This is a genomic window from Turicibacter sp. KK003, from assembly GCF_037014675.1.
In the GTDB taxonomy this organism is placed as follows: Bacteria; Bacillota_I; Bacilli_A; order MOL361; family Turicibacteraceae; genus Turicibacter; species Turicibacter faecis.
In genome coordinates this window covers 1,102,037-1,123,452 of record NZ_CP142738.1, presented here as the reverse complement: position 1 = coordinate 1,123,452, position 21,416 = coordinate 1,102,037, and the positions used below count along the sequence as shown (strand labels likewise).

The following is a 21,416-nucleotide window of genomic DNA, read 5'->3' as shown; positions in this document are numbered from 1 at the left end:
TAATGTTATTAATATCTTCATTATAAGTTATTAGATAAAATTTTACAAATAATTTTAGCGGAATAAAGCCTGACGTGTTTTATAATCTTCAATCTTAATCTCTAATTGACTTGAAACAGCTTGAATAAGGGTGTGTTTTCCTTTTATCACTTCTTTATCATCTTTAATATACTCAAGCCACTTAAACCAATATAAATAGTTGACAAGGTACTTTGTTGAAACTCCATTAAAATTCTTCATCCAATTTTTCAAGCGACTATGAAAGGAGTTCAATCTTTGTATAGAGTAAAAATCTTCTGTTAAATAGCGACCCGATTTAATTGGTTTGTGCTCCAAGTTAAATTCTTTTGCAAATTGAATATACCCTTTGTGACTATCTGTGCATAGCGTTGAATCTTGGTCAATACGACCTTCTAAGACCCTATTTAAATCTGAACTCTTAAAGCGTCCCTTGCAGATTAATTCCATATAAATATTGCCATAGCGGTCTAATCCTGTTAGTACACACACTTGTTCAGAACTAATACCACGCTTCTTAACTTCTTTCCCACGCTTGCGAGCTGGACGTGGCATTTGAAATCCACTTTTCTCATGATTGCCCTTAAAGGATTCTGCAAAGAAAGTTTCATCCATTTCGATAACCCCTTCCAAATGCCCCATCCCAATAGCCATACGAATAGCGTCTAAGATGCGGTGGCGCATATAAAAAGAGGTTTTAATGCATACATCGATATGCTCAGCACACTTACGAATACTTGCACCTAAAATCATTAATTTAGTATATTCTAACCATTTTGATAAAGGAATTTTAGAACTCGATAGAGCTGATTTAGTCAAGTCAGTGAATGTTTTAGTGCATGACTTACACTTATAGCGTTGTTTAGAGTTAGCTTTACCAAATTTAGAAATAGCGTTACTTTCACAATGCGGACACTTTTGCCCCATAGCAAAACGAGCCTCGCGACACTCTTTTATTGTGACAGGACTTAATGACAACATTTCAAATATGCGATTTGCTAATATCTCTTTTTGGTAATCTGTTAAAAACATTACATCAGCCATAACGCTATCAATGGTTGGCATAAACATTCACCTCAAACGTTTGTTTGTATTAGTTTACCACATTTCTAAGAAGCTATGCAAATTTCAACATTAAAGTCTAACAGAGCTTAAAATAAAAACAAATCCCTTCGGCATTTTACATCGCTACTTCATTAAATCACCTATTTTCAAAAAACAAAAAGGAGCTAACAAACTGTATATTGCAAGTGAAAAGTTAACATTTGTGCAATTTAATTTTTAACAGTAACTATTGTTCGATTTCAAGGAATTTTTTTGATTGCTGGAGTCGATAACTTGTTCCATTCATATTAATGACATAGGATTGATGGGTAATACGATCGACGATAGCCGCTGTAATAACAGGGTCATGGAAGATTTCATCCCATCGTGAAAAAGGTAAGTTAGTGGTAAATAAGGTTGATGCCTTTTCACACCGGGTTGAAATAAAATTAAAGAGGAGTTCAGCCCCTTCTTTGTCGAAGGAGATATATCCTAATTCATCTAAAATAATCAGTTGGTATTTATCAAATTTTCTTTTTAGACGTTGGAGGACACGTTCATTTTTGGCTTCCTTTAATTCAATGATGAGTGTTGGGACATGGGCGAAATAAACATGATACCCCATCTGACAGGCCTTAATGCCAAGACCAATAGCGGTGTGACTCTTGCCGGTTCCCGGATTCCCGGCTAGAATAATATTTTGATTTTTTTTAATAAATTCTAAGCTCTCAAGCGTTTTAAAATGTTTTTGTGCCTCTACAGGAAGCGCCGTTACCTCTAACTCTTCTAAGTGTTTGAGATAAGGAAATTTAGCAGATTTAATTCGGCTATTCACTCCATTTTGTTGTCGAAGTTCCACTTCATATTGAAATAAGGTGAGGAGAAATTCTTCATAGGTTTGGTTTTCAAGACGTGATTGTTCCAAATGAAGATGAAGATTTTGGGCGATATAGGGTAATCGTAAATTTTTCGCGTGTTTTTTTATTAGTTGATCCATGACAATTCTCCTTGTTGATAGATTGAGCTAATTTCTGATAATTGGTTGTAACAGGCCTCCTCAACTTGTTTATCTTCGGGGGCGGTTAAAGAACTTTGTGGTGCTTCTCGTGTTAATAAAAAGTGAATGATTTGATCATTTTGAATCGGAAGATTCTGTTGCCGAAGGGATTCAATCGCTAATTGAATACGTTCGAGTGAATATTCCCTGATTAAGGTTAATAAATAAATGAAATCTCTAGGATTTGTGTTATAATGATTTTGGAATATTTTTTGGAGCCACGGAGTAGCCTGTTTGAGAGCCAGGCTATGTGCAACTGCACCGGGCTTCTTTTTTAATGTCGCTAGATAGTGATGGATATCTAAGTGATACTGGTGACGTCCGATGAGACGTTTGGCTTTAAATAAAAAGCGGCCATCGTAGTACACTTTAAGGTGGTTAATGTTTTTACGAACAGTCACGTCTTTTCCAACCAGATAATCTGGAACGGAATAGAAGTTTGTATCGACATGAATAAAGCTATATTTATTCACTTTATATACCGCCGTTAAATAGGTGTCTAAGGGAACCCGATAAGGCAATAAGTGCGATTGCTCAGTGAGAAATTGTGCATCGGCTGAAGTTTGTGTTCGCTGCTTCATTTTCTTATTTTCACGTGCGGTCGCCTCTAAAAGTGCAGTAACGGCATCTGCCACGGTGTTAAAGTGGTGAGATGAACTAAAAGCTTTACGTCGAATCAGCTCTACGGAACGTTCAACGTGTCCTTTTTCATTTCCACTATACGGATTAGTAAACCGGACGTGATAACCATAATAGTTCGTTAATTTTTCAACAACCGCTGTCGGTTGTTTTTCTTTACCGGCTAAATGTTTGACCTGAACTCGAGCATTATCATAAACAATTTCGTGGGGAACACCCTTAATCTCCTCAAAGAAACGTGCATGAATATCAAGAAAAGCTTCCGTATTTTCATGCGAATAGAGATAGGCAAAACGTTTATCGCTATATTTCAAGTCGAAGACGCCTATTTTAAATCGCCGTTCCGCCCCAAGTTCTTCAATAAATAGGGTCACATCTCCCCAATCAAACTCTGCCACCTGACCAGGATCGTAGGCTTGTCGGATAAAAGCTTCTTTTGAATGGTTCATTTGTTTCGCAACGTAAACGCAGACCGATCGATAGCTAATATCTACTTGTTTAGAAATTAACCATTCATAAATATCTGTATTTTTCATGATTAATTTACGTTTCCCTTGTTGGATTTTCTTTTTATTTTCATCAAGACAGGAATCAATCATGGACTCAACCTCAGGTGTTAACTTAATGCGTTGACGTCTACTAGCATCATATTTTGGTTTAGCAGAAGACTGAATAATGATCTGTTCCTTTTCAGCCGTTGATGTGGCACGTTCTAAAGCTTGTTGGTTAAGTTCGTACGCTTTAACATATTTACTAACAGTTTGTCTTGTCATTCCTATTTCTTTCGCAATAGCGGTGTAGGAAAGACCTTTCAAATATAGGCGAATTAATAAATCTTTTTTTTCCAAGGTTAACACTTCACTTTCCTCCATATCACCAATTGATATGGATAATTTTACAAAAGGGGTGTTAACTTTTCAATTGCATTCCTGTTAATTATTAGAATACAATAAACACAAACGCTAGGAACTCAAAGATAAAGAGTATTCAAATGATTTAAAGCAACGATCGGCCACACGATTATTTATTAAAATAAAGCACCTCAAGAAGATATCGAAGAATTTAAACAGCTTTTAGCGGACCACGAACAAATTTTATAACCTAACATAAAAAAACTCAACGTCGCATCCATCTAGCCTAACCATCAATAAAAAATAGCTCCCTTTGTTTCGTAAAAGTAGCCGGTGTCACTTATTAAACACGCTATAATTAATATCGTTTAGGATTTCAATAAGAAATAACTCCTGTTTTATGTCCGTAAATCAGTTATTTTACCTTTCTTGTTGAAATTCTTTTTTGTCTCTTTATATCGATAAGATTTTGAAACCTTCATCAACACTAGATGTGAACGGAAAGTAAATCCATTTATGAAAGCGGGTCCCACCCCTTCATTTTCAAATAACTCGGCCCATAAAAAAACTAAATGTGTTGTGGACATGATACGACCATTTTCTGAATGATTTAAAATGACCTGAAAGACTAACGCTTAGTAATGAAAGGGCACTATTAAATCAGATGATTCCTTGCTAATAAATAACACTGCTTTAACTATACTTTTATCTCCTTACAGGACCCTTCCCGCTAAACGTCGTCCACTCATTCTGTCGCTAGGTTAACGGCCATCTAAAAGCGGGAATGATTCTCCCTTATCGTTTACCGTATTAACTACAAAAATAATCGATTCAGCAATTGAAAAAATTCACCCCTTAAAATTATGGCTAATAAAATAATTTGATTGGGATACATGCGGGGTAAAAGTGCAAATATGCATAAAAAAAAGACTTTAAGGGCTTAGATCCTTAAAGTCTTTAAATGTTGTAATTTCAATGGTTTCATCCCTTACCAGCGTATACGAGACGACTGACAGAGAAAAAAGCATTAATTACCCACGAGAAACGTAACGTCCATCGTTTGTATTGATGATTAATTTATCCCCAACTTCAACGAATAATGGAACTTGTAATGAGTATCCTGTTGAAACTGTTGCACTTTTTGTTGCATTAGAAGCTGTGTTTCCTTTAACACCTGGTTCACATTCAACAACTTCTAAAGTGACTTTTTCAGGTACATCTACCCCTAAAATTTCATTATTGAATGTATTGATTTTAACTTCCATTCCTTCAACTAAGAAGTTTTTCTCTTTTTCTAATTGTGCAACTGGAATTTCTAATTGCTCATATGTTTCATTATTCATGAAAACATACTCGTCACCCATTGAGTATAAGAATTGCATAGTTGCTTTTTCGATATGCGCACGTTTTACTTTTTCACCGGCATTAAATGTATTATCAATGACAGCCCCTGTACGTAAGTTACGTAATTTTGAACGTACGAATGCTTGTCCTTTACCAGGTTTAACGTGTTGGAACTCGATAACTTGGAATAAGTTTCCTTCATAATCAATCGTCATTCCTGTTTTAAAATCGTTTGTTGAAATCATAAAAATCCTCCTTGCACACGATACAAATTACATCTACTTTTAGAATTGACATTTCCTTTTTAATTATAACATTTATCAAAAAATTGTCTATGCTATGCTCCCCTTTTTCCCCCTAATTACCCTTCTTTTTTTAAAAGATTCCTACTCTTCTCAACAAATAAGAGACTTTCTTCATATCATGATCATTTTAAGATCAAATTCCACCCATTTAGAAGACGTTGTCGGCGTCTTTTTTAACGATAACACGCGCAAATCGCTTCTCAAAATAACTGGGTAAAAAAGAGCTTTATTTTTAATAAAAAATTCTGTAAAATATTATTATAGATTAAAAGATAAGGAGGTTTGGATCATGAATTGGAGTTTAATTATTGTTGCGATTCTTTTAGGTATTGCTTTAGGATTATGGATTATGTTACGCCGCGAATCAAAAAAAGCCGTAACCCTTCTATCAGAAAAAGAGTTTGTAGAAAATATGCGTAAAGGACAACTCGTTGATTTACGCAAAAAAGAGGAATTTGATGCTGGACATATCAATGGGGCCCGTAATATTCCATTCGTTAATTTAACACGTAACCCTGGAAAATTACGTCGCGATTTACCTATTTACTTATACTGTGAAAAAGGAAAAGTTTGTAAACGTGCCGCTCTTGTCCTTTATGGTAAAGGATATGAAAACATTTATCAACTTCAAGGCGGATTAACAAATTGGACAGGACCTTTAAAAAAGACCACAAAAAAATAAAATCTCCTTTTAAACATCAAAAAGATGCTCCCTCTGAAGCATCTTTTTTTATTTTCCATTGTAACCGATCATTTTGATTAATCCCCCACACGCTCAAGTAATGCCCCCACTGAAGCCAAGCGAGATGGCCATCTAAACAAAAATTTAACTCCTACTCTAGTTAAATGATAAACCATGAACTCAATATCTCGGTCGTGCATTACTGTAAAATTTAGATTCTACTATAGTTAAACGATAAACGCCACAAACTTCTAAAAGCAACGACATTCTAAAAGCATTTAGATTCTACTATAGTTAAACGATAAACCCGTTAAACGGGACTAATATTGTTATTTTATACCTCATCAACCTATTTTATTCGTTCGTTTTATGAACATAATAACAATAATAAGCTTATCTTCGCTTCGATTGCTTCATTTTATCTGTCGTTCCCCCGAGGTTTTTACCTCAAAGGAAGTCGACAGATTCGAAGGCAAACGTCTATGAACCAAAAAGAACAGAATTGAGAGTAGTCCCTATTATATGAACAAAAGTTGATTGATCCATAACAATTAATCTAACGAGCATAAAACATCATCAATAATTATAATTTAAAAATCATCTACTCCCTTATAAGAGGTAATCAAAACTCAATTTGTTGCCTTATACAACTTTTGCATCGATGAATCATTTTGTATGAATTGATCAAAGTCTTCAAACTCTCCAACCAATTCATGACGACTAAACGAAATAACATTATGATCCTCAAGATCAAAGTGTATAGCATCCACATTTTCAATAAGCGAAAATAACACAACTGCATTTCCTTTTAAAACGGTCTCTTGTGAAACTTGTTTTTCCTCTTTCTTACCGATTTTAACATCTGTGTACTGAAAATCTTTATACGCAATTGTTATTTCATATGGAGGCTGATTTGTCTTTAAAGAAAACCCCGTTAAATACTCATTAGCAGGCAATTTATTAAGGATGGTACCGACTGCTGAATTGTTTCCAACATAAGTCCCTTTATAATCAGCCCATGAAAACTCTCTAGGTAAACGAGAGCAACCAGTAAATAAAGCGAAAAACATCACTAATATTAAAATTCGTTTTTTCATCGTTATTCTCCTTTAATATAAAAAAACACACAAAGATGTGTGTTTTATTTTTGGTTTAAGTAAGCTTTCACTAATGTACTTACTAGGGCACCATCTGCACGTCCTTTTGTTTGAGGAACGATTGCACCCATCAACTTACCCATGTCAGATGGATTGATTGCGTTAATCTTTTTAGCTGTTTCAGATATAATTTGTTTGATTTCTTCCTCAGTAAGTTGCGCTGGTAAATAAGCGTTTAAGTACACTAACTCTTGCTCGATTTTCTCTGCTAAATCTTCACGATCAGCCGCCTTAAATTCTTTTAAAGAATCTCGACGTTGCTTCACTTCACGTGATAGAACAGTTAACTCTTGTTCTTCATTCAATCCAGCTACCCCTAGGTGAATAGCTTCGTTTTGTAAAGATGCCTTTAACATACGAATGACTGATAAGCGATCCTTTTGTTTCGCCTTCATAGCCTCTTTCATATCAGCATTTAATTGATCGAGTAATGCCACTGAAATCACCTATTTAAATATTAGTATTTGTTACGCTTATTAGCTGTTTTACGAGCTGCTTCAGATTTTTGTTTACGTTTGATACTCGGTTTAACGTAATATTCACGTTTACGAGCTTCAGTAAGGGTACCTACTTTAGATACTTCTCTCTTAAAACGACGTAATGCATCATCTAATGATTCGTTTTTTCGAACTACAGTTTTAGCCACCACTAACCCTCCTTCCGCTTCGCTACGATTAACAGTAATATTATACTACATATATCGTCGTCTGTAAACAAAACAAAATAAATTCATTAAAATGATTTTATCTATTTTATGTTATAATAATTACTGACAATTATAGTAAACTAATTACTAGTAAACAATTAAACTATTAAAGGTGGAGTTTTATGAAATTTATAACGAATATACCGGCTGATCGTTTCAATGCATTTGCTGCTAAACATCAAAAAAATCATTTTTTACAAAGTTACGAATGGGGAGTTTTTAAATCAAAGTCACCCGATTGGTCTTTCGATACCGTTGGACTAGAAGACGAGAATGGTCAACTAGTTGCTGGGGCCCTTGTTTTACTTCGACAACTTCCTCTCATTAAGCGTCCATTTATCTACATTCCCCGAGGATACTTAATCGACTTCAGTCAAAAACAACTTGTAGAAACTTTTACCAAATCCATGAAACAGTATGCTCAACAGAAAAAAGCTATTTTCATTAAAATTGATCCTGATATTAAATATATTGACCGTACGGTTGATGGTGAAAAGATCCAAGGTGGACTCGATAATCAGCAACTTGTTCAACATCTCATTGATTTAGGATACCATCATCTTGGATTTACACAAGACTTTGATTCAAGTATACAACCTAGATACACCTTTCGATTAGACTTAACACCCTCAACAAAAGATCTTCTAAAAGGGTGTCAATCAAAAACACGTTATAATATCAAAGTGGCCCAGAAAAAAGGAATTGAAATTATTGAGGGGACACGCGAAGATTTAAAAACATTTGAATCCATCATGCGCGTTACAGGTGAACGAGACGGATTCTTAACACGTCCTCTTACTTACTTTGAAGATATGTACGATACGCTTGCCCCAAGCGGAATGTGTAAACTTTATTTAGCTAAACTAAATACTGAACAAGCTCTAACGAGTATTAAACAAGAGTTAAATCTCACAGAGAAATCGATTCAAAATTTGCAGGTTCAATTAGATAACGAAGAATTAACAGAAAAGAAGCGAATTAAACTTCAAAATAAACTTGAACCTGAATTAAATAAACAAAAAAACCTCATTCAACAACAGGAAGAATTAAAGAAATTATACGATCAACATCCAGAAGGTATCACCATGTCGGGAATTATTACAACCTATTTTGGTAATAAATCATGGTACTTATACGGCGCAAGTGATAATGTTTATCGCGAGTTTATGCCAAACTACGATATTCAATGGGTTGCTTTCACCGAAGCTAAAGAGGCTGGATATGAAATTTATGACTTTTTTGGTATTAGTGGTAAGACAGATGAGTCTGATCCCTTATATGGACTTTACCGATTTAAAAAGGGATTTGGTGGGGAGTTTACCGAATTCATCGGCGAGTTTGACTACGTTATTTCACCATTAGGGTATTGGATTTGGACTAAACTCCTTCCAGAATTCAAAAAATTCAAGAAAAAATTACGTAATAAAAAACATTAATTCTAAAAAAGACCTACTAACGTGTAGGTCTTTTTTTGGTTCTATAATATTTAGTGTTGCTGATTAAGCAGCACTTTTTTCATAGGATAAAAAAAAAGAGACTTCAAGTCTCAATCCTGTTACAATGTTATCGACTAAAACAATATTGAAAGGATAAGATTTAATGTCTCACTCATATTTTACTAGAAAACTTTTAAATATTAAAGATAAAAATATTACATTTTCAGAAGATTATCTTGAGGAAGTGAAGTTGAACGGAATTACTAGCTTTATCTTTAAAGGTATTCTTACGTATCAACCGACTCATTGTCAAAAATGCGGAACCCTATTTGATTCAAAATTTAAGAAGCATGGATTTAAAACCTCTCGAATTGTCATTCCAAAAGTCTCTCTTCACGATACCTACTTAGACCTAAAAAAACAGCGTTATTATTGTGGGCATTGCCAGTCTACTTTTACACTAAGTACTTCAATTGTTGAAAAGAACTGTTACATTTCTTATCATACGAAACACGCCATTGCTTTAGAGGCCCAAAATAAAATTTCTGAATGTGATATCGCACGTCGCCATCAGGTCTCTCATTCAACCGTCAATCGAATCATCCATAGCTTTTATGAATCTCAAACCTTAAACCTTAATTATTTACCTGAAAATCTCTGTTTTGATGAATTTAAATCCGTTAAGTCTGCTGAGGGGCATATGTCTTTTATTTTTTGCGATGCTGACTCAAAACAAATCATCGATATCGTTGAAGATCGTCGTTTAAACTCCCTTCAAGCTTATTTTAAACGATACACAAAGGAAGCACGTCATCGAGTAAAAAATATTGTGATTGATATGTACGCTCCTTACATCAGCCTCATTAAGGATCTTTTTCCTCATGCCCAAATTATCATTGATAAATTTCATCTCGTTCAACATCTCTCTCGTGCACTGAACAAAACTCGAATCCGATTCATGAAAAAGTTCAAAAAGCATGGTCGTAAATTCAAACGTTATTGGCGCTTATTTTTAAAATCTCACGCTTTACTTAATACCACCACTTATCGATCAGTTTACTGCTTTAAACAACCCATGCGTGAAATTGATATCTTAAACTTTCTACTTGATTTATCTCCTGAATTAAAAGCAACCTATGATTTATATCAAGAGTTACTTTTCGCTCTTCAGACAAAAAACTTAAAACGATTTAATCATTTACTCGAAACGGAACATCCGCTTGTTTCTCCTGAGTTTCAAACGGCTTTCCAAACCTTTAAAACTTATCAATCCTATATTAAAAATACACTCTCAACTCATTACACAAATGGTCCCATCGAAGGAATTAATAATAAAATTAAGGTCATTAAGCGTATTGCCTTTGGATATCGTAGTTTCTATCACTTTAAATCTCGTATTCTCATGGTTCAAAATCTAACAAAGCCTAAAACGAAAATCCTAGCAGCATAGCTACTAGGATTTCGATTTGAATTTTCGTTGTAACAGGTTACAAATTAATCAGCAACACTATTTGACAAAGAACCCTTTTTTTCTATCCGATATTTAATCGTTTGCGTAAAATTGTTTTAGCTACTTCTCGATCATCAAGTTCAATATTCCCGTTTTTCCAGTACTGTAACTTTTCATGTCCACGACCCGCAATTAAAACAATATCATTTTTCTTCGCTTTATTAATTGCAGCCTCAATTGCTTTTATTCGATCAACAATAACCTCATAGGTTTGTTGATCTATTCCCTCAGTCATCTCATTTAAAATATCGACAGGATTTTCCGAATGAGGATCATCGGTCGTAAAAATAACATCATCTGCATAATCTACTGATAACTTAGCGATAACAGGGCGCTTTGTTCGATCACGATCTCCTGGACAACCAATGACGACTTTCACTGAATTTTTCTTAATATCATTCACAAATTCTAATACCTTCTCAACTCCATCAGGCGTATGTGCATAATCAACGATAACTGTAAAATCCTGACCCTCATTAATCAATTCCATTCGTCCATCGACTGGAGTTAACGTTGCTATTAAATCAACCACCTGCTGTAGTGGCATTCCCGCTGAATATGCAGATGCCATGGCCCCTAACACATTATGCACGTTAAATATACCAAGTAATGGTGTCTTCACCGGGTACGTTCCCTCAGGAGTAGCTAAGGTAAACGTCGTACCTGAAGTTGTCATCTTAACATCTAATGCCCTGAAATCTGCCTCCGTATTAATCGCAAATGTATAGTAAGAGATTCCATCCTTTTCAAGACGTTCCACTATTTTTTTCCCGTAAACATCATCTATATTAATAATCCCATATCCATCCCGTTTTAACATCGTAAATAATTTATATTTTGCTTCAAAGTACTCATCCATTGTCGGGTGAAAATCTAAGTGTTCCGGCGTTAAATTAGTGAACAGAGCGACTTTAAATTGACAATAGTCAACGCGATGGAGCTCCAATGCATGCGACGAAACTTCAATCGCAACATTTCTTACCCCTGCCTCTACCATGTCATAAAATGTTCGCTGTAAACTTAATGGTTCTGGTGTCGTATTCTTCGGTTCTAAAAAGGTATCTGCATAACGGATTCCATTTGTTCCGATATAGCCAACATGCCCTTCAAATCCAGTTAATAAATGCTCTAAAATATAGGCTGATGTTGTTTTCCCGTTTGTTCCGGTTAAACCAAATAATTCGAGTTTCTCTGTAGGCTTTCCAAACATTAAGTGAGCCAAACGTGGTAATTCTACTTTTGTATCTTTCACAATAATTTGGGGAATCGTTACCCCTTCTACTAAATGTTCACCTACAATCGCCACTGCTCCAGCATCTTCTGCCGCCTTAGCAAATTGATGACCATCGACTGTATACCCTTTAATACATACGAATAAATCGCCTGCCTTAACTCGTCGATTATCAGTCTCGATTCCCATTATCTCTAAATCATAGTCTACATCAAATAATAATTTAATATTCATATGTTCACCCCTCATTAACAACTATTTCACCCTGACAGATCGGATAATCCGCTTTCACAACTTTAACAGGGACAACCTCCCCAATTAAATGAGTTTCTCCCTTAAACTCTACTTTTACATAATTACTTGCATGTCCAACCAAATATCCCTCTTTTGTATGCGACTTTTCTTCTGGAATGACTTGTAATACTTCTCCTTCACACGAACTAGCATACTCTTTAGCTAATTGTTCACTTAAAGCTAATAATTGATTAACACGCATTGATTTAACTAACTCAGGCACCTGATTTTCCATACGTGCAGCAGGTGTTCCATTACGCACAGAATAAGGAAAGACGTGTAGCTCTGAGAAACCAATACGTTTAATTGTTTCTAATGTTTCATTAAATAATTCTTCTGTTTCACCTGGGAAACCAACGATAACATCCGTCGTAATAGCTAAATTATCAAATAACTCTCTTAATTCCGCCACTTTTTCTTCAAACTCAGCTAATGTATACGGGCGTTTCATCCCTTTTAAAATTTCATTTGAGCCCGCTTGAATTGGCATGTGAAGATGGTTAACAATTTTATCCGATTTTTTCATCGCTTCAATGACATCATCGGTTACTTCTGAAGCCTCAATCGAAGAAATACGAATACGTTTAAGTCCTTCAATTTCTACGAGATCCATTAATAGTTGACCAAAACTATAATCTTCTAAGTCTTCCCCGTACGCTGCGGTATGAATTCCCGTTAACACAACCTCGCAGTGTCCATGATCAACAAGTTGTTTCACTTGATCAATAACCACTTCCGGTTTTTGTGAACGAACCGTTCCACGCGCCCACGGGATAATACAATATGTACAAAAGTTATTACATCCATCTTGAATCTTTAAGGTCGCACGTGTACGATCTGAGAACTGTGTAACATTTAATGTTTCAAAACCATCGACTTTAAACACATTTTGAATATGTGAAATTGGCTGACGTTCCTCACGGTATTTTTGTACAAGGGCTGGGATTTGATCACGGCCATGAGTACCAATGACGATATCTACACCATCAATATCCATAATTTCTTTAGGTTTGGTCTGCGCATAGCACCCCATAACGCACATAACAGCTTCAGGGTTGCGGCGGATAGCGCGTCGGATCACTTGACGACTCTTTTTATCCCCAGTATTAGTAACCGTACATGTATTAATAATATAAACATCTGCTACTTCTTTAAAATCTACCTTCTCATATCCCTCGTTTTTAAATAATTCCCAAACAGCTTCTGTTTCATAATGGTTTACTTTACATCCTAACGTATGAAATGCTACAGTTGGCATCCACATCAATCCTTTCTCTTCTCTTGTTGTTAATTAAAGTTCTAATGCATAAGAGATAGCACTCATCACATAGATAGGAGCTGTTTCAGTCCTTAAGATACGTGCTCCTAATGCACAAGGTTTAAATCCGGACTCAATGAGCAATCGCTCTTCGCTTTCACTAATTCCACCTTCTGGCCCTATAATGACTAACATTTTTTCACCTGGTGAAATTTCGGTTAATGACTGTTTTAATTGCGATAAACGTCCCTGTTTAGCAATTTCTTCATAGGCAAACAGACAAACATCATACTCCGAGGCTTTCGCAATTAATTGTTTTAATGAATGAAGAGGAAATACTTCAGGCACCATCTGTCGGTGCGATTGTTCGGCCGCTTCTTTCGCAATTTTATTCCAACGCTCTAGTCTCTTCAGTGACTTTTTCTCATCCAATTTCACCACTGAGCGATCCATGATCAGAGGAATAAACGCAAAAGCACCACACTCGGTAGCCTTTTGGATAACCCATTCAAACTTATCACCTTTTGGCAACCCCTGAGCAATAGTAACATCAATGGGTAATTCTGTTTCCGATGCTACCTTTGAGTCTAATTTAACTTTAATTTCTTGTCCATCCATTTGCTCTATTGTCGATAAATAACAGACTTTGTCCTCATTACAAATAATAACTTGATCTGATAACCCCATTCTCATAACTCTAGAAATGTGGTGCGCATCATCGCCTGTAATAACCGCCATTTGATCATGAAATTGATGATTTTTCAAAAAATAACGTTGCATCTTACATCCTCCAACAGCTAATTTTTTATAATTTTAGGCTGATTGAGGCATAGCCACAATCGCTATCCAACCATTTTTTTCTTTAATTTGACAAATCTTAAATTGATGATGATTTAATGCTTCAACCACCAATTCCTTCTCATGTTCAACGATTCCCGAACAAATAAAAGGACGATTAGATGGTAAAACTTTTTTGACATCAGCTAACATTCCAATGATAATTGGCGCTAAGATATTAGCCACCATAAGCGTCGGTTTTTCATCTAGTGCATTTACACCATCAATTAAATTATTTTTTTCAACACATATATTTTGACAGTGATTTAATGCAACATTTTCTTTCGCTCGAATAACAGCCATCGCATCCAAATCCACCGCATACACTGATTTTGCACCTAATTTAGAAGCTGCAATCGCCAAAATTCCTGATCCGGTTCCAACATCTACGACCACTTGATTTTGATCAACATACTCTTCAATTAACTCTAAACAAAGCTGTGTAGTTTCGTGGGTTCCAGAACCAAAAGCCATACCTGGATCTAACATAATTTCAACTACATTAGGATCAGTTGTTGGTTCTAACCATGACGGTTTAATCACTAAACGCTCCGTAATTTCGATAGGTTGATAATGTTTTTTCCAACTATTGGCCCAGTCCTCCTCATCTAACTGACGAATTTGAAGGAGTTGTTGCGATTCATTTAAATTTAATAATTGCGTCCTTACATATTCTAATTGATGCTCGATATCAGGAGTTACGGCAAGATATCCCTTTATAACAACCCCTTCTTTCGGATAATCATCGGGATTAAGACGATAAATCTCACCAAATTGATCTTCATGCGCCTCTGTTAATGTATGAGAGTCCTCAACTAGAACCCCTTTTGAACCAGCTTCAATAAAAATATTGCTGACTAAATCGTAAGATTCATGACTCGTATGAAAACTTAATTCCAACCAGTTCATTACTTCACCTCTATTTCAAATTATTGAGCTAGTATCACTTACAATCATTTTATAACATTCTAGCCACTTTTTATATTTTTTTATTATATCATAAAATAATCTAAACATAAAATTTTGTCATTCATCGCTTAAAAAAGAGGTTGCAAGATCATTATCTCACAACCCCTTCACTTATTTAAAAGCTTTTTTTAATCGATCCCAAATTGACCCTGTTTTATCCTCTAACTGATCAAATTCATTCAATAGTTCTCTTTGACGATGATTTAATTTCTTTGGAACAACAAGTTTTACTTTAACGTAAAGATCACCTGTCATCTCACGGTTAATGTATTTAATTCCCTTATTACGTACCCTAAATTCTGTTCCTGGTTGTGTTCCTTCTGGAATTTTCAACGCGACCTTACCGTTTAAGGTTGGTACTTCAACCTCGGCACCTAGGGCTGCTTGAGAGAATGAAATTGGAATTTCACATCGAAGGTCATAGCCATCTCTGACAAAGAAGTCATGTGGTAAAACACGGAATGCAACATATAAATCTCCGCTTGGACCACCATTTCTACCTGCCTCTCCTTGACCACTTAGGCGAATTTGTTGTCCATCATCAATTCCCGCAGGAACCTTAACCTCAATTGTTTTTGTTTTATTGACTGTTCCACGTCCGTGACAAGCATCACAACGGTGTTTAATTTTCTTACCATCTCCGTGACAATCCGGACAAACACTTTGTGTTTGAACTCGTCCTAAAATAGTATTTTGGACTTCTGTTACACGTCCGCTACCGTTACATCTTGTACATGTTTCAATATCATCTTTTGAGCGAGCACCACTTCCACCACATTTTGTACACTCTTCTTCACGTGTCACTGAAATTTCTTTTGTTGCACCAAAGGCTGCCTCTTCAAAAGAAATAGTAATCGATTGTTGTAAATCATTTCCTCGTTGTGGAGCATTCGGATTTCGGCGGCCGGCTCCGCCACCAAATCCTCCGAAGCCTCCTCCAAACATACTTTCAAAAATATCCCCGATATCCTCGAAGCCTCCGGCTCCACCGAATCCGCCAAATCCTCCGAAGCCACCGGCTCCACCGAATCCTTCAGCTCCAGCGTGTCCAAATTGATCATAAGCCGCACGTTTTTGTTCGTCACTTAAAACATCATAGGCTTCCTGTACTTCTTTAAATTTTTCTTCCGCATTTTCCTCTTTCGAAACGTCCGGATGGTATTGTTTTGCCAATTTACGATATGCACGTTTAATTTCGATATCACTTGCCGTTTTTGAAACCCCAAGGATTTCATAATAATCACGTTTTGCCACGTCTTTACCCTCCTCTTCTTCTACTTTCCTAACTATATCATAAAAAAAGTCAAAGTCATAGTAGACTTTGACTTTTCACTTTTTTATTATACTTCTTTGTATTCAGCGTCTACAACTGAATCATCGCCTGAATTTCCTTCACCTTGTGCAGCCCCTGCAGCTTCTGCTGCTTTAGAATACACGCGAACTGCTAATTCTTGAGCAACTTTTTCAAGTTCTTCTTTTTTCGTTTTAATTTCATCCACATTACCTTCGCTTAATGCTTTTTGTAATGCTTCAACACCTGATTCAACATTAGCTTTTTCTTCAGCCGTTACTTCGTCACCTAATTCGCTAACTGATTTTTGTGCAGCAAAAATTAATTGCTCAGCTTCATTACGAATTTCAGCTTGCTCTTTACGTTTTGCATCCGCATCCGCATTTTCTTCTGCTTCACGAACCATACGATCGATTTCCTCGTCTGTTAATCCTGATCCCGAAGTAATAGTAATACGTTGTTCTTTTTGTGTTCCTAAATCTTTCGCTTTAACATTAACGATACCATTTGCATCAATATCAAATGTTACTTCAATTTGAGGAATTCCGCGAGGTGCCGCAGGGATATCACCTAATTGGAAGCGTCCTAATGTTTTATTATCGCTTGCCATTGGACGTTCACCTTGTAAAACGTGAATATCTACAGCTGGTTGGTTATCAGCAGCCGTTGAGAAAACTTGTGATTTTGAAGTTGGAATTGTTGTGTTACGTGGAATTAAGACAGTCATAACTTGTCCCATTGTTTCAATACCTAAAGATAATGGAGTTACGTCTAATAATAAGATGTCTTTAACGTCCCCTTGTAAGACTCCACCTTGGATTGCAGCTCCCATTGCAACAACTTCATCAGGATTTACCCCTTTATTTGGTTCTTTTCCTAATTCATTTTTAATTGCCGCTTGAACTGCAGGAATACGAGTTGATCCACCTACTAATAATACTTGATCTAAATCATTTGCTGTCATTTTTGCATCTTTTAATGCTTGGCGAACTGGTCCCATTGTACGTTCAACTAATGGAGCAGTCATTGCATCAAATTGCGCACGAGATAATGTTTTTTCTAAGTGTAATGGTCCTGTCGCATTCATAGAAATGAAAGGTAATGAAATTTGAACAGATGTTACACCTGATAAGTCTTTTTTAGCTTTTTCAGCCGCATCTTTTAAACGTTGCATCGCCATTTTATCCGCTGATAAATCAACACCTGTTTCAGATTTAAATTCTTTAACTAACCAATCAATGATTACTTGGTCGAAATCATCTCCACCTAAACGATTATCACCAGCCGTTGCTAAAACTTCGAATGTTCCATCTGCTAAGTCTAAGATAGAAACGTCAAATGTTCCTCCACCTAAATCGTAAACTAAGATAATTTGCTCTTTATCTGTTTTATCTAATCCATAAGCTAACGCAGCAGCTGTTGGTTCATTAATAATACGTTTTACATCTAAACCAGCAATACGTCCAGCATCTTTTGTCGCTTGACGTTCAGCATCGTTAAAATAAGCTGGTACAGTAATAACCGCTTCCGTTACTGGCTCTCCTAAATATGCCTCAGCCGTTGCTTTTAAGTTTTGTAAAATAATCGCTGAGATTTCTTGTGGTGTATATTCTTTACCTTCAATTGTCACTTTATGATTTGTACCCATATGACGTTTGATAGACATGATTGTATTTGGATTTGTAATTGCTTGACGTTTTGCTACGTCACCTACTTGACGTTCGTCACCTTTAAATGAAACAACAGATGGTGTTGTACGAGAACCTTCTGGATTCGCAATAACCTTAGCTTCTCCACCTTCCATTACAGAGACACATGAATTTGTTGTTCCTAAATCGATACCAATAATTTTACCCATAGAGATTCATCCTCCTAATCTATTTTTATTCGCTTACTTTCACCATCGACGGGCGAATCACGCGATCTTTTAACTTATATCCTTTTTGTAACTCTTGTAAAACAATACCTGAAGCTACACCTTCAACAGACTCCTGCATCACCGCTTGGTGAACAGTTGGATCGAAAGCCACACCTTCTGCTTCGATGACTTCAACGCCTTCTTGTTTTAACGCCTCTACAAGTTGAGCGTGAATCATCTTAAAGCCTGTTAAAAATGTTTTTGTACTTTCATCTTCAACGGTTGTCGCTAAAGCGCGCTCAAAGTTATCAATCGCTGGAATAATGCTTGTTACGATTGATTGGGAACGATACTTCATTTCACGTGTACGTTCTTCATTCATTCGACGTTTAAAGTTTTCAAGCTCAGCAGCATTTCTTAATAATTGATCTTTTAAATCTTCAATTTGTTGCTTTAAACTTTCTGTTTCCGAAACTTCTTCAACAACTTCTGTTGTCTCTTCATTTTCTTGACAACACGTTGATTCATTTTCTTCGATAGTTGTTTCGTCTAATTCCTCAACTGATTGGGCTTCCTTATTCAATCGTCCCACCTCCTATTTATATAAATCAGACATAATGCGAGCGACCTGTTCTAACAGAGGAATAATCTTGCGATATTCCATTCGAGTGGGTCCCAAAACGGCAATCTTACCAAATTCATAATCATTAATTTGATAAGGAACTGTAATGAGTGTACAATCCTCCATCGCCTTAATCTCATTTTCCTGTCCAATTTTGACCGTTAATTGGTGGCTATCTTCATCGGCCTCTATCACTTTAACAATTTCGTCGGCTTCTATCATATTAAATAAATGATAAGCTTTATCTAAATCGTTAAATTCGGGTTGCTTCAGTATATTTGATTTTCCACTTAAAATATAGTTATGTTGATTTAATGACTGAGTCAAAAGTTGTAACATGGCATACATAATCTCTTCCTTATAAGAAATGAAATCATGCAGTTGATTTTCAAAACTCTCAGTCAATTTTTCTTGAACCCGACCGATGTATTCACCGACTAATAATTCATCGAGCGCCTTAATAATAGTCTCCATTCGTGCAATGTCCATATCTTCAGGTAATGTAACTGTTCGGCTTTCAACATGCCCTTGATCCGTAATTAAAACAAATACCGCTTGGCGTGCAGAAATTGGAACAAACTGAATTTTTTTCACCCGACTGTAATCCCTAGAGGGACCAAGTAAAATAGACGTATAATTTGTTAAGCTTGATAGGAGACGCACCGCTTCTTTAATTGTGGTTTCGCGCTCAAATTGTTTTTGTTCTAACAATTGTTTAAATATTCCTACCTCTGGTGTCGTTTCTATTGGTTCTTGATTGATGATAAAATCTACATAATAACGATAACCCTTTTGACTAGGAACACGTCCACTTGATGTATGAGTTTTTTCAATAAATCCTAAATCCTCTAAATCAGCCATATCATTACGGATAGTAGCCGCGGAGAAATTCAAATCCTCCTTTTTAGAAAGGACCCTAGAACCAACAGGTTGTGCAGTCTGTATGAACTCTTCTACAATTGCCTTTAAAACTAATATCTGCCGTTCTGTTAGCAATGTAAACACCTCTTTTAGCACTCCTCATCATCAAGTGCTAATACAATTATATATCTTCCTATTAGCACTGTCAACAATTAAGTGCTAATTTTTTTATTTTCTATTTCATTTTATTCTTTTACCCTATCCCCTCTGTTTAAACATAAAAAAAGAGGCTACTTCTTCAGTATATCCTCTTTTTTCTTTTTTATTATTTATTTGTTTCAATTAATGATAATAATGAAGCTTTTGGTTGGAAACCTACCGTTTGTTGAATAGCTTGACCATCTTTAAACAAAATTAATGTTGGAATTGACATGACTTGATATTCTGCTGCCACTTCTTTACAATGATCAACGTTAACTTTTACAACCTTCGCTGTTTTTTCAACTTCCTGTGCTAATTCGTCTAAAACAGGAGCGATCATTTTACAAGGCCCACACCAATCGGCATAAAAATCAACTAATACTAATCCATCTGCAATTTCATTTGCAAATGACTCTTCTGTCGCATGAATAACTGACATCTATATTCCTCCTCTTATCTTTCTTTCTAAAATTAAGTATAACATATTCCCATGAAATTACAAATACCTTGCACTTTCTTTCCTATTATCTCACAATATTTTAAATCTATCCTCATTCATTAGATGAAATGTAAATCCTACAGCTTTAGATTGATATTGCTTCGCCTTCTCTTTAATTCTTTAATTTAAGATACAGGCAATGGTTCCTCACCCTCAAATACTTATCATTTTCTTCTATACTTGACAAGATTCCTCAGCGGTTTTTATAATAATTTTAATAAGTAAAAGGAGGAATACGTATGTTGACATTTACCGAAATAACACCCCAAGATATTAAGGAATTAGCCCAACTCTTTATTGAGACATTTAATAGTAGTCCATGGAATGAGCAATGGACGACGGAGACCGCCGAAAAAAGATTATCTCAAATGATTCATGTGGAATCCTTTTACGGTTTGAAAGCTTTTTTTGATGGGGAGCTATGCGGCTTAATTTTAGGTTGTATGGAACAGTACGATCATCATATTAATTTTTATCTACGAGAATTTTGCATTAAAAACTCTTTACAGGGGAAAGGAATTGGAACACTTATTTTAAAAACCTTTGAGGAAAAACTGATTCAAAATGATGTTAAAGAACTTTACTTATGTACAGCTAGAAACAGTACTGCTGAACTCTTTTATCACAAAAATAAATATGAGGAAGATAAAAAGTTGTTACTTCTCTCTAAGCAACTCTAATCCCGATTTTCTCTCGATCTTATTCAAAAAGCTGACTTCAACAATGGGTTGAAGTCAGCTTTTCAT

At 35.7% G+C, this 21,416-nt stretch carries 20 protein-coding genes; 4 read left to right on the top strand and 16 right to left on the bottom strand.

What is annotated here, in order from left to right; all coding sequences use genetic code 11:
- Window positions 1-54: 54 nt before the first annotated feature.
- From VXM77_RS05630 to efp, 4 genes are all read right to left on the bottom strand, one after another.
- Window positions 55-1,083 (bottom strand): IS1595 family transposase, encoded by a 1,029-nt coding sequence (locus VXM77_RS05630; protein ID WP_300855607.1) that lies wholly within the window; start codon window positions 1,081-1,083, stop codon window positions 55-57.
- A 226-nt stretch (window positions 1,084-1,309) separates the two neighbouring features.
- Window positions 1,310-2,059 carry an IS21-like element helper ATPase IstB gene (gene istB, locus VXM77_RS05625; RefSeq protein ID WP_338506988.1) on the bottom strand — a complete coding sequence of 250 codons (750 nt, stop codon included), beginning with the start codon at window positions 2,057-2,059 and terminating at the stop codon, window positions 1,310-1,312.
- Window positions 2,047-3,615, bottom strand: a complete 1,569-nt coding sequence (istA, locus tag VXM77_RS05620) for an IS21 family transposase (RefSeq protein ID WP_338506990.1) — start codon at window positions 3,613-3,615, stop codon at window positions 2,047-2,049. The genes istB and istA overlap by 13 nt, the downstream gene beginning before the upstream one ends.
- Before the next feature lie 1,025 nt (window positions 3,616-4,640).
- Window positions 4,641-5,198: an elongation factor P gene (gene efp, locus VXM77_RS05615; protein ID WP_161831890.1), complete on the bottom strand. Its 558-nt coding sequence runs from the start codon at window positions 5,196-5,198 to the stop codon at window positions 4,641-4,643.
- Between the two features lie 349 nt (window positions 5,199-5,547).
- On the opposite strand from efp, the gene VXM77_RS05610 reads away from it, so the two are divergent.
- A complete protein-coding gene (locus VXM77_RS05610; protein WP_161831891.1) occupies window positions 5,548-5,940 on the top strand; it encodes a rhodanese-like domain-containing protein in 393 nt (130 codons plus the stop codon).
- A 629-nt stretch (window positions 5,941-6,569) separates the two neighbouring features.
- Here VXM77_RS05610 and VXM77_RS05605 read toward each other — a convergent pair.
- Genes VXM77_RS05605 through rpsU form a run of 3 tightly spaced genes read right to left on the bottom strand, consistent with a single transcriptional unit; the run spans window position 6,570 to window position 7,743 of the window.
- Window positions 6,570-7,037: a DUF4825 domain-containing protein gene (locus VXM77_RS05605; protein WP_161831892.1), complete on the bottom strand. Its 468-nt coding sequence runs from the start codon at window positions 7,035-7,037 to the stop codon at window positions 6,570-6,572.
- Between the two features lie 44 nt (window positions 7,038-7,081).
- On the bottom strand, window positions 7,082-7,534 hold the full coding sequence (locus VXM77_RS05600; RefSeq protein WP_161831893.1) for a GatB/YqeY domain-containing protein: 453 nt from the start codon (window positions 7,532-7,534) through the stop codon (window positions 7,082-7,084).
- A gap of 20 nt (window positions 7,535-7,554) precedes the next feature.
- Window positions 7,555-7,743, bottom strand: a complete 189-nt coding sequence (rpsU, locus tag VXM77_RS05595) for a 30S ribosomal protein S21 (protein WP_161831894.1) — start codon at window positions 7,741-7,743, stop codon at window positions 7,555-7,557.
- A 182-nt stretch (window positions 7,744-7,925) separates the two neighbouring features.
- Between rpsU and VXM77_RS05590 the strand changes: the two genes are divergently transcribed.
- Entirely contained in the window at window positions 7,926-9,239 is a 1,314-nt protein-coding gene (locus tag VXM77_RS05590) for a peptidoglycan bridge formation glycyltransferase FemA/FemB family protein (RefSeq protein WP_338507323.1), read from the top strand.
- Between the two features lie 163 nt (window positions 9,240-9,402).
- On the top strand, window positions 9,403-10,689 hold the full coding sequence (locus VXM77_RS05585; protein WP_289461271.1) for an ISL3 family transposase: 1,287 nt from the start codon (window positions 9,403-9,405) through the stop codon (window positions 10,687-10,689).
- A gap of 82 nt (window positions 10,690-10,771) precedes the next feature.
- Here the strand turns inward: VXM77_RS05585 and VXM77_RS05580 are convergent, their stop codons facing one another.
- The 9 genes from VXM77_RS05580 to trxA form a co-directional block, all read right to left on the bottom strand.
- Window positions 10,772-12,214, bottom strand: a complete 1,443-nt coding sequence (locus tag VXM77_RS05580; RefSeq protein ID WP_338507321.1) for a UDP-N-acetylmuramoyl-L-alanyl-D-glutamate--2,6-diaminopimelate ligase — start codon at window positions 12,212-12,214, stop codon at window positions 10,772-10,774.
- A gap of 4 nt (window positions 12,215-12,218) precedes the next feature.
- Window positions 12,219-13,532, bottom strand: a complete 1,314-nt coding sequence (gene mtaB, locus VXM77_RS05575; protein ID WP_262950412.1) for a tRNA (N(6)-L-threonylcarbamoyladenosine(37)-C(2))-methylthiotransferase MtaB — start codon at window positions 13,530-13,532, stop codon at window positions 12,219-12,221.
- 33 nt (window positions 13,533-13,565) lie between these two features.
- A complete protein-coding gene (locus VXM77_RS05570; RefSeq protein ID WP_262950414.1) occupies window positions 13,566-14,312 on the bottom strand; it encodes a 16S rRNA (uracil(1498)-N(3))-methyltransferase in 747 nt (248 codons plus the stop codon).
- Between the two features lie 33 nt (window positions 14,313-14,345).
- Complete coding sequence (gene prmA, locus VXM77_RS05565) at window positions 14,346-15,278, bottom strand: 50S ribosomal protein L11 methyltransferase (protein ID WP_161831732.1); 933 nt, start codon at window positions 15,276-15,278, stop codon at window positions 14,346-14,348.
- A gap of 171 nt (window positions 15,279-15,449) precedes the next feature.
- The gene (gene dnaJ, locus VXM77_RS05560) at window positions 15,450-16,592 is read right to left on the bottom strand and encodes a molecular chaperone DnaJ (RefSeq protein WP_161831731.1); all 1,143 of its coding nucleotides are present in this window, start codon (window positions 16,590-16,592) and stop codon (window positions 15,450-15,452) included.
- An 86-nt stretch (window positions 16,593-16,678) separates the two neighbouring features.
- Window positions 16,679-18,487, bottom strand: coding sequence for a molecular chaperone DnaK (gene dnaK, locus VXM77_RS05555; RefSeq protein ID WP_161831730.1), 1,809 nt, complete (start codon window positions 18,485-18,487; stop codon window positions 16,679-16,681).
- Between the two features lie 25 nt (window positions 18,488-18,512).
- Window positions 18,513-19,070: a nucleotide exchange factor GrpE gene (gene grpE / locus VXM77_RS05550; RefSeq protein ID WP_161831729.1), complete on the bottom strand. Its 558-nt coding sequence runs from the start codon at window positions 19,068-19,070 to the stop codon at window positions 18,513-18,515.
- A gap of 12 nt (window positions 19,071-19,082) precedes the next feature.
- Complete coding sequence (gene hrcA, locus VXM77_RS05545) at window positions 19,083-20,114, bottom strand: heat-inducible transcriptional repressor HrcA (protein ID WP_262950416.1); 1,032 nt, start codon at window positions 20,112-20,114, stop codon at window positions 19,083-19,085.
- A 181-nt stretch (window positions 20,115-20,295) separates the two neighbouring features.
- A complete protein-coding gene (gene trxA / locus VXM77_RS05540) occupies window positions 20,296-20,610 on the bottom strand; it encodes a thioredoxin (RefSeq protein WP_161831728.1) in 315 nt (104 codons plus the stop codon).
- 299 nt (window positions 20,611-20,909) lie between these two features.
- On the opposite strand from trxA, the gene VXM77_RS05535 reads away from it, so the two are divergent.
- Complete coding sequence (locus VXM77_RS05535) at window positions 20,910-21,350, top strand: GNAT family N-acetyltransferase (protein WP_161831727.1); 441 nt, start codon at window positions 20,910-20,912, stop codon at window positions 21,348-21,350.
- Window positions 21,351-21,416 lie beyond the last annotated feature (66 nt).

Bases quoted from the DNA above. Each gene is read 5' to 3' on its own strand.
- VXM77_RS05630 (WP_300855607.1), bottom strand. From the start codon at position 1,083: ATGCCAACCATTGATAGCGTTATGGCTGATGTAATGTTTTTAACAGAT.
- istB (WP_338506988.1), bottom strand. From the start codon at position 2,059: ATGGATCAACTAATAAAAAAACACGCGAAAAATTTACGATTACCCTAT.
- efp (WP_161831890.1), bottom strand. From the start codon at position 5,198: ATGATTTCAACAAACGATTTTAAAACAGGAATGACGATTGATTATGAA.
- VXM77_RS05610 (WP_161831891.1), top strand. From the start codon at position 5,548: ATGAATTGGAGTTTAATTATTGTTGCGATTCTTTTAGGTATTGCTTTA.
- VXM77_RS05605 (WP_161831892.1), bottom strand. From the start codon at position 7,037: ATGAAAAAACGAATTTTAATATTAGTGATGTTTTTCGCTTTATTTACT.
- VXM77_RS05590 (WP_338507323.1), top strand. From the start codon at position 7,926: ATGAAATTTATAACGAATATACCGGCTGATCGTTTCAATGCATTTGCT.
- VXM77_RS05585 (WP_289461271.1), top strand. From the start codon at position 9,403: ATGTCTCACTCATATTTTACTAGAAAACTTTTAAATATTAAAGATAAA.
- VXM77_RS05580 (WP_338507321.1), bottom strand. From the start codon at position 12,214: ATGAATATTAAATTATTATTTGATGTAGACTATGATTTAGAGATAATG.
- mtaB (WP_262950412.1), bottom strand. From the start codon at position 13,532: ATGCCAACTGTAGCATTTCATACGTTAGGATGTAAAGTAAACCATTAT.
- VXM77_RS05570 (WP_262950414.1), bottom strand. From the start codon at position 14,312: ATGCAACGTTATTTTTTGAAAAATCATCAATTTCATGATCAAATGGCG.
- prmA (WP_161831732.1), bottom strand. From the start codon at position 15,278: ATGAACTGGTTGGAATTAAGTTTTCATACGAGTCATGAATCTTACGAT.
- dnaK (WP_161831730.1), bottom strand. From the start codon at position 18,487: ATGGGTAAAATTATTGGTATCGATTTAGGAACAACAAATTCATGTGTC.
- trxA (WP_161831728.1), bottom strand. From the start codon at position 20,610: ATGTCAGTTATTCATGCGACAGAAGAGTCATTTGCAAATGAAATTGCA.
- VXM77_RS05535 (WP_161831727.1), top strand. From the start codon at position 20,910: ATGTTGACATTTACCGAAATAACACCCCAAGATATTAAGGAATTAGCC.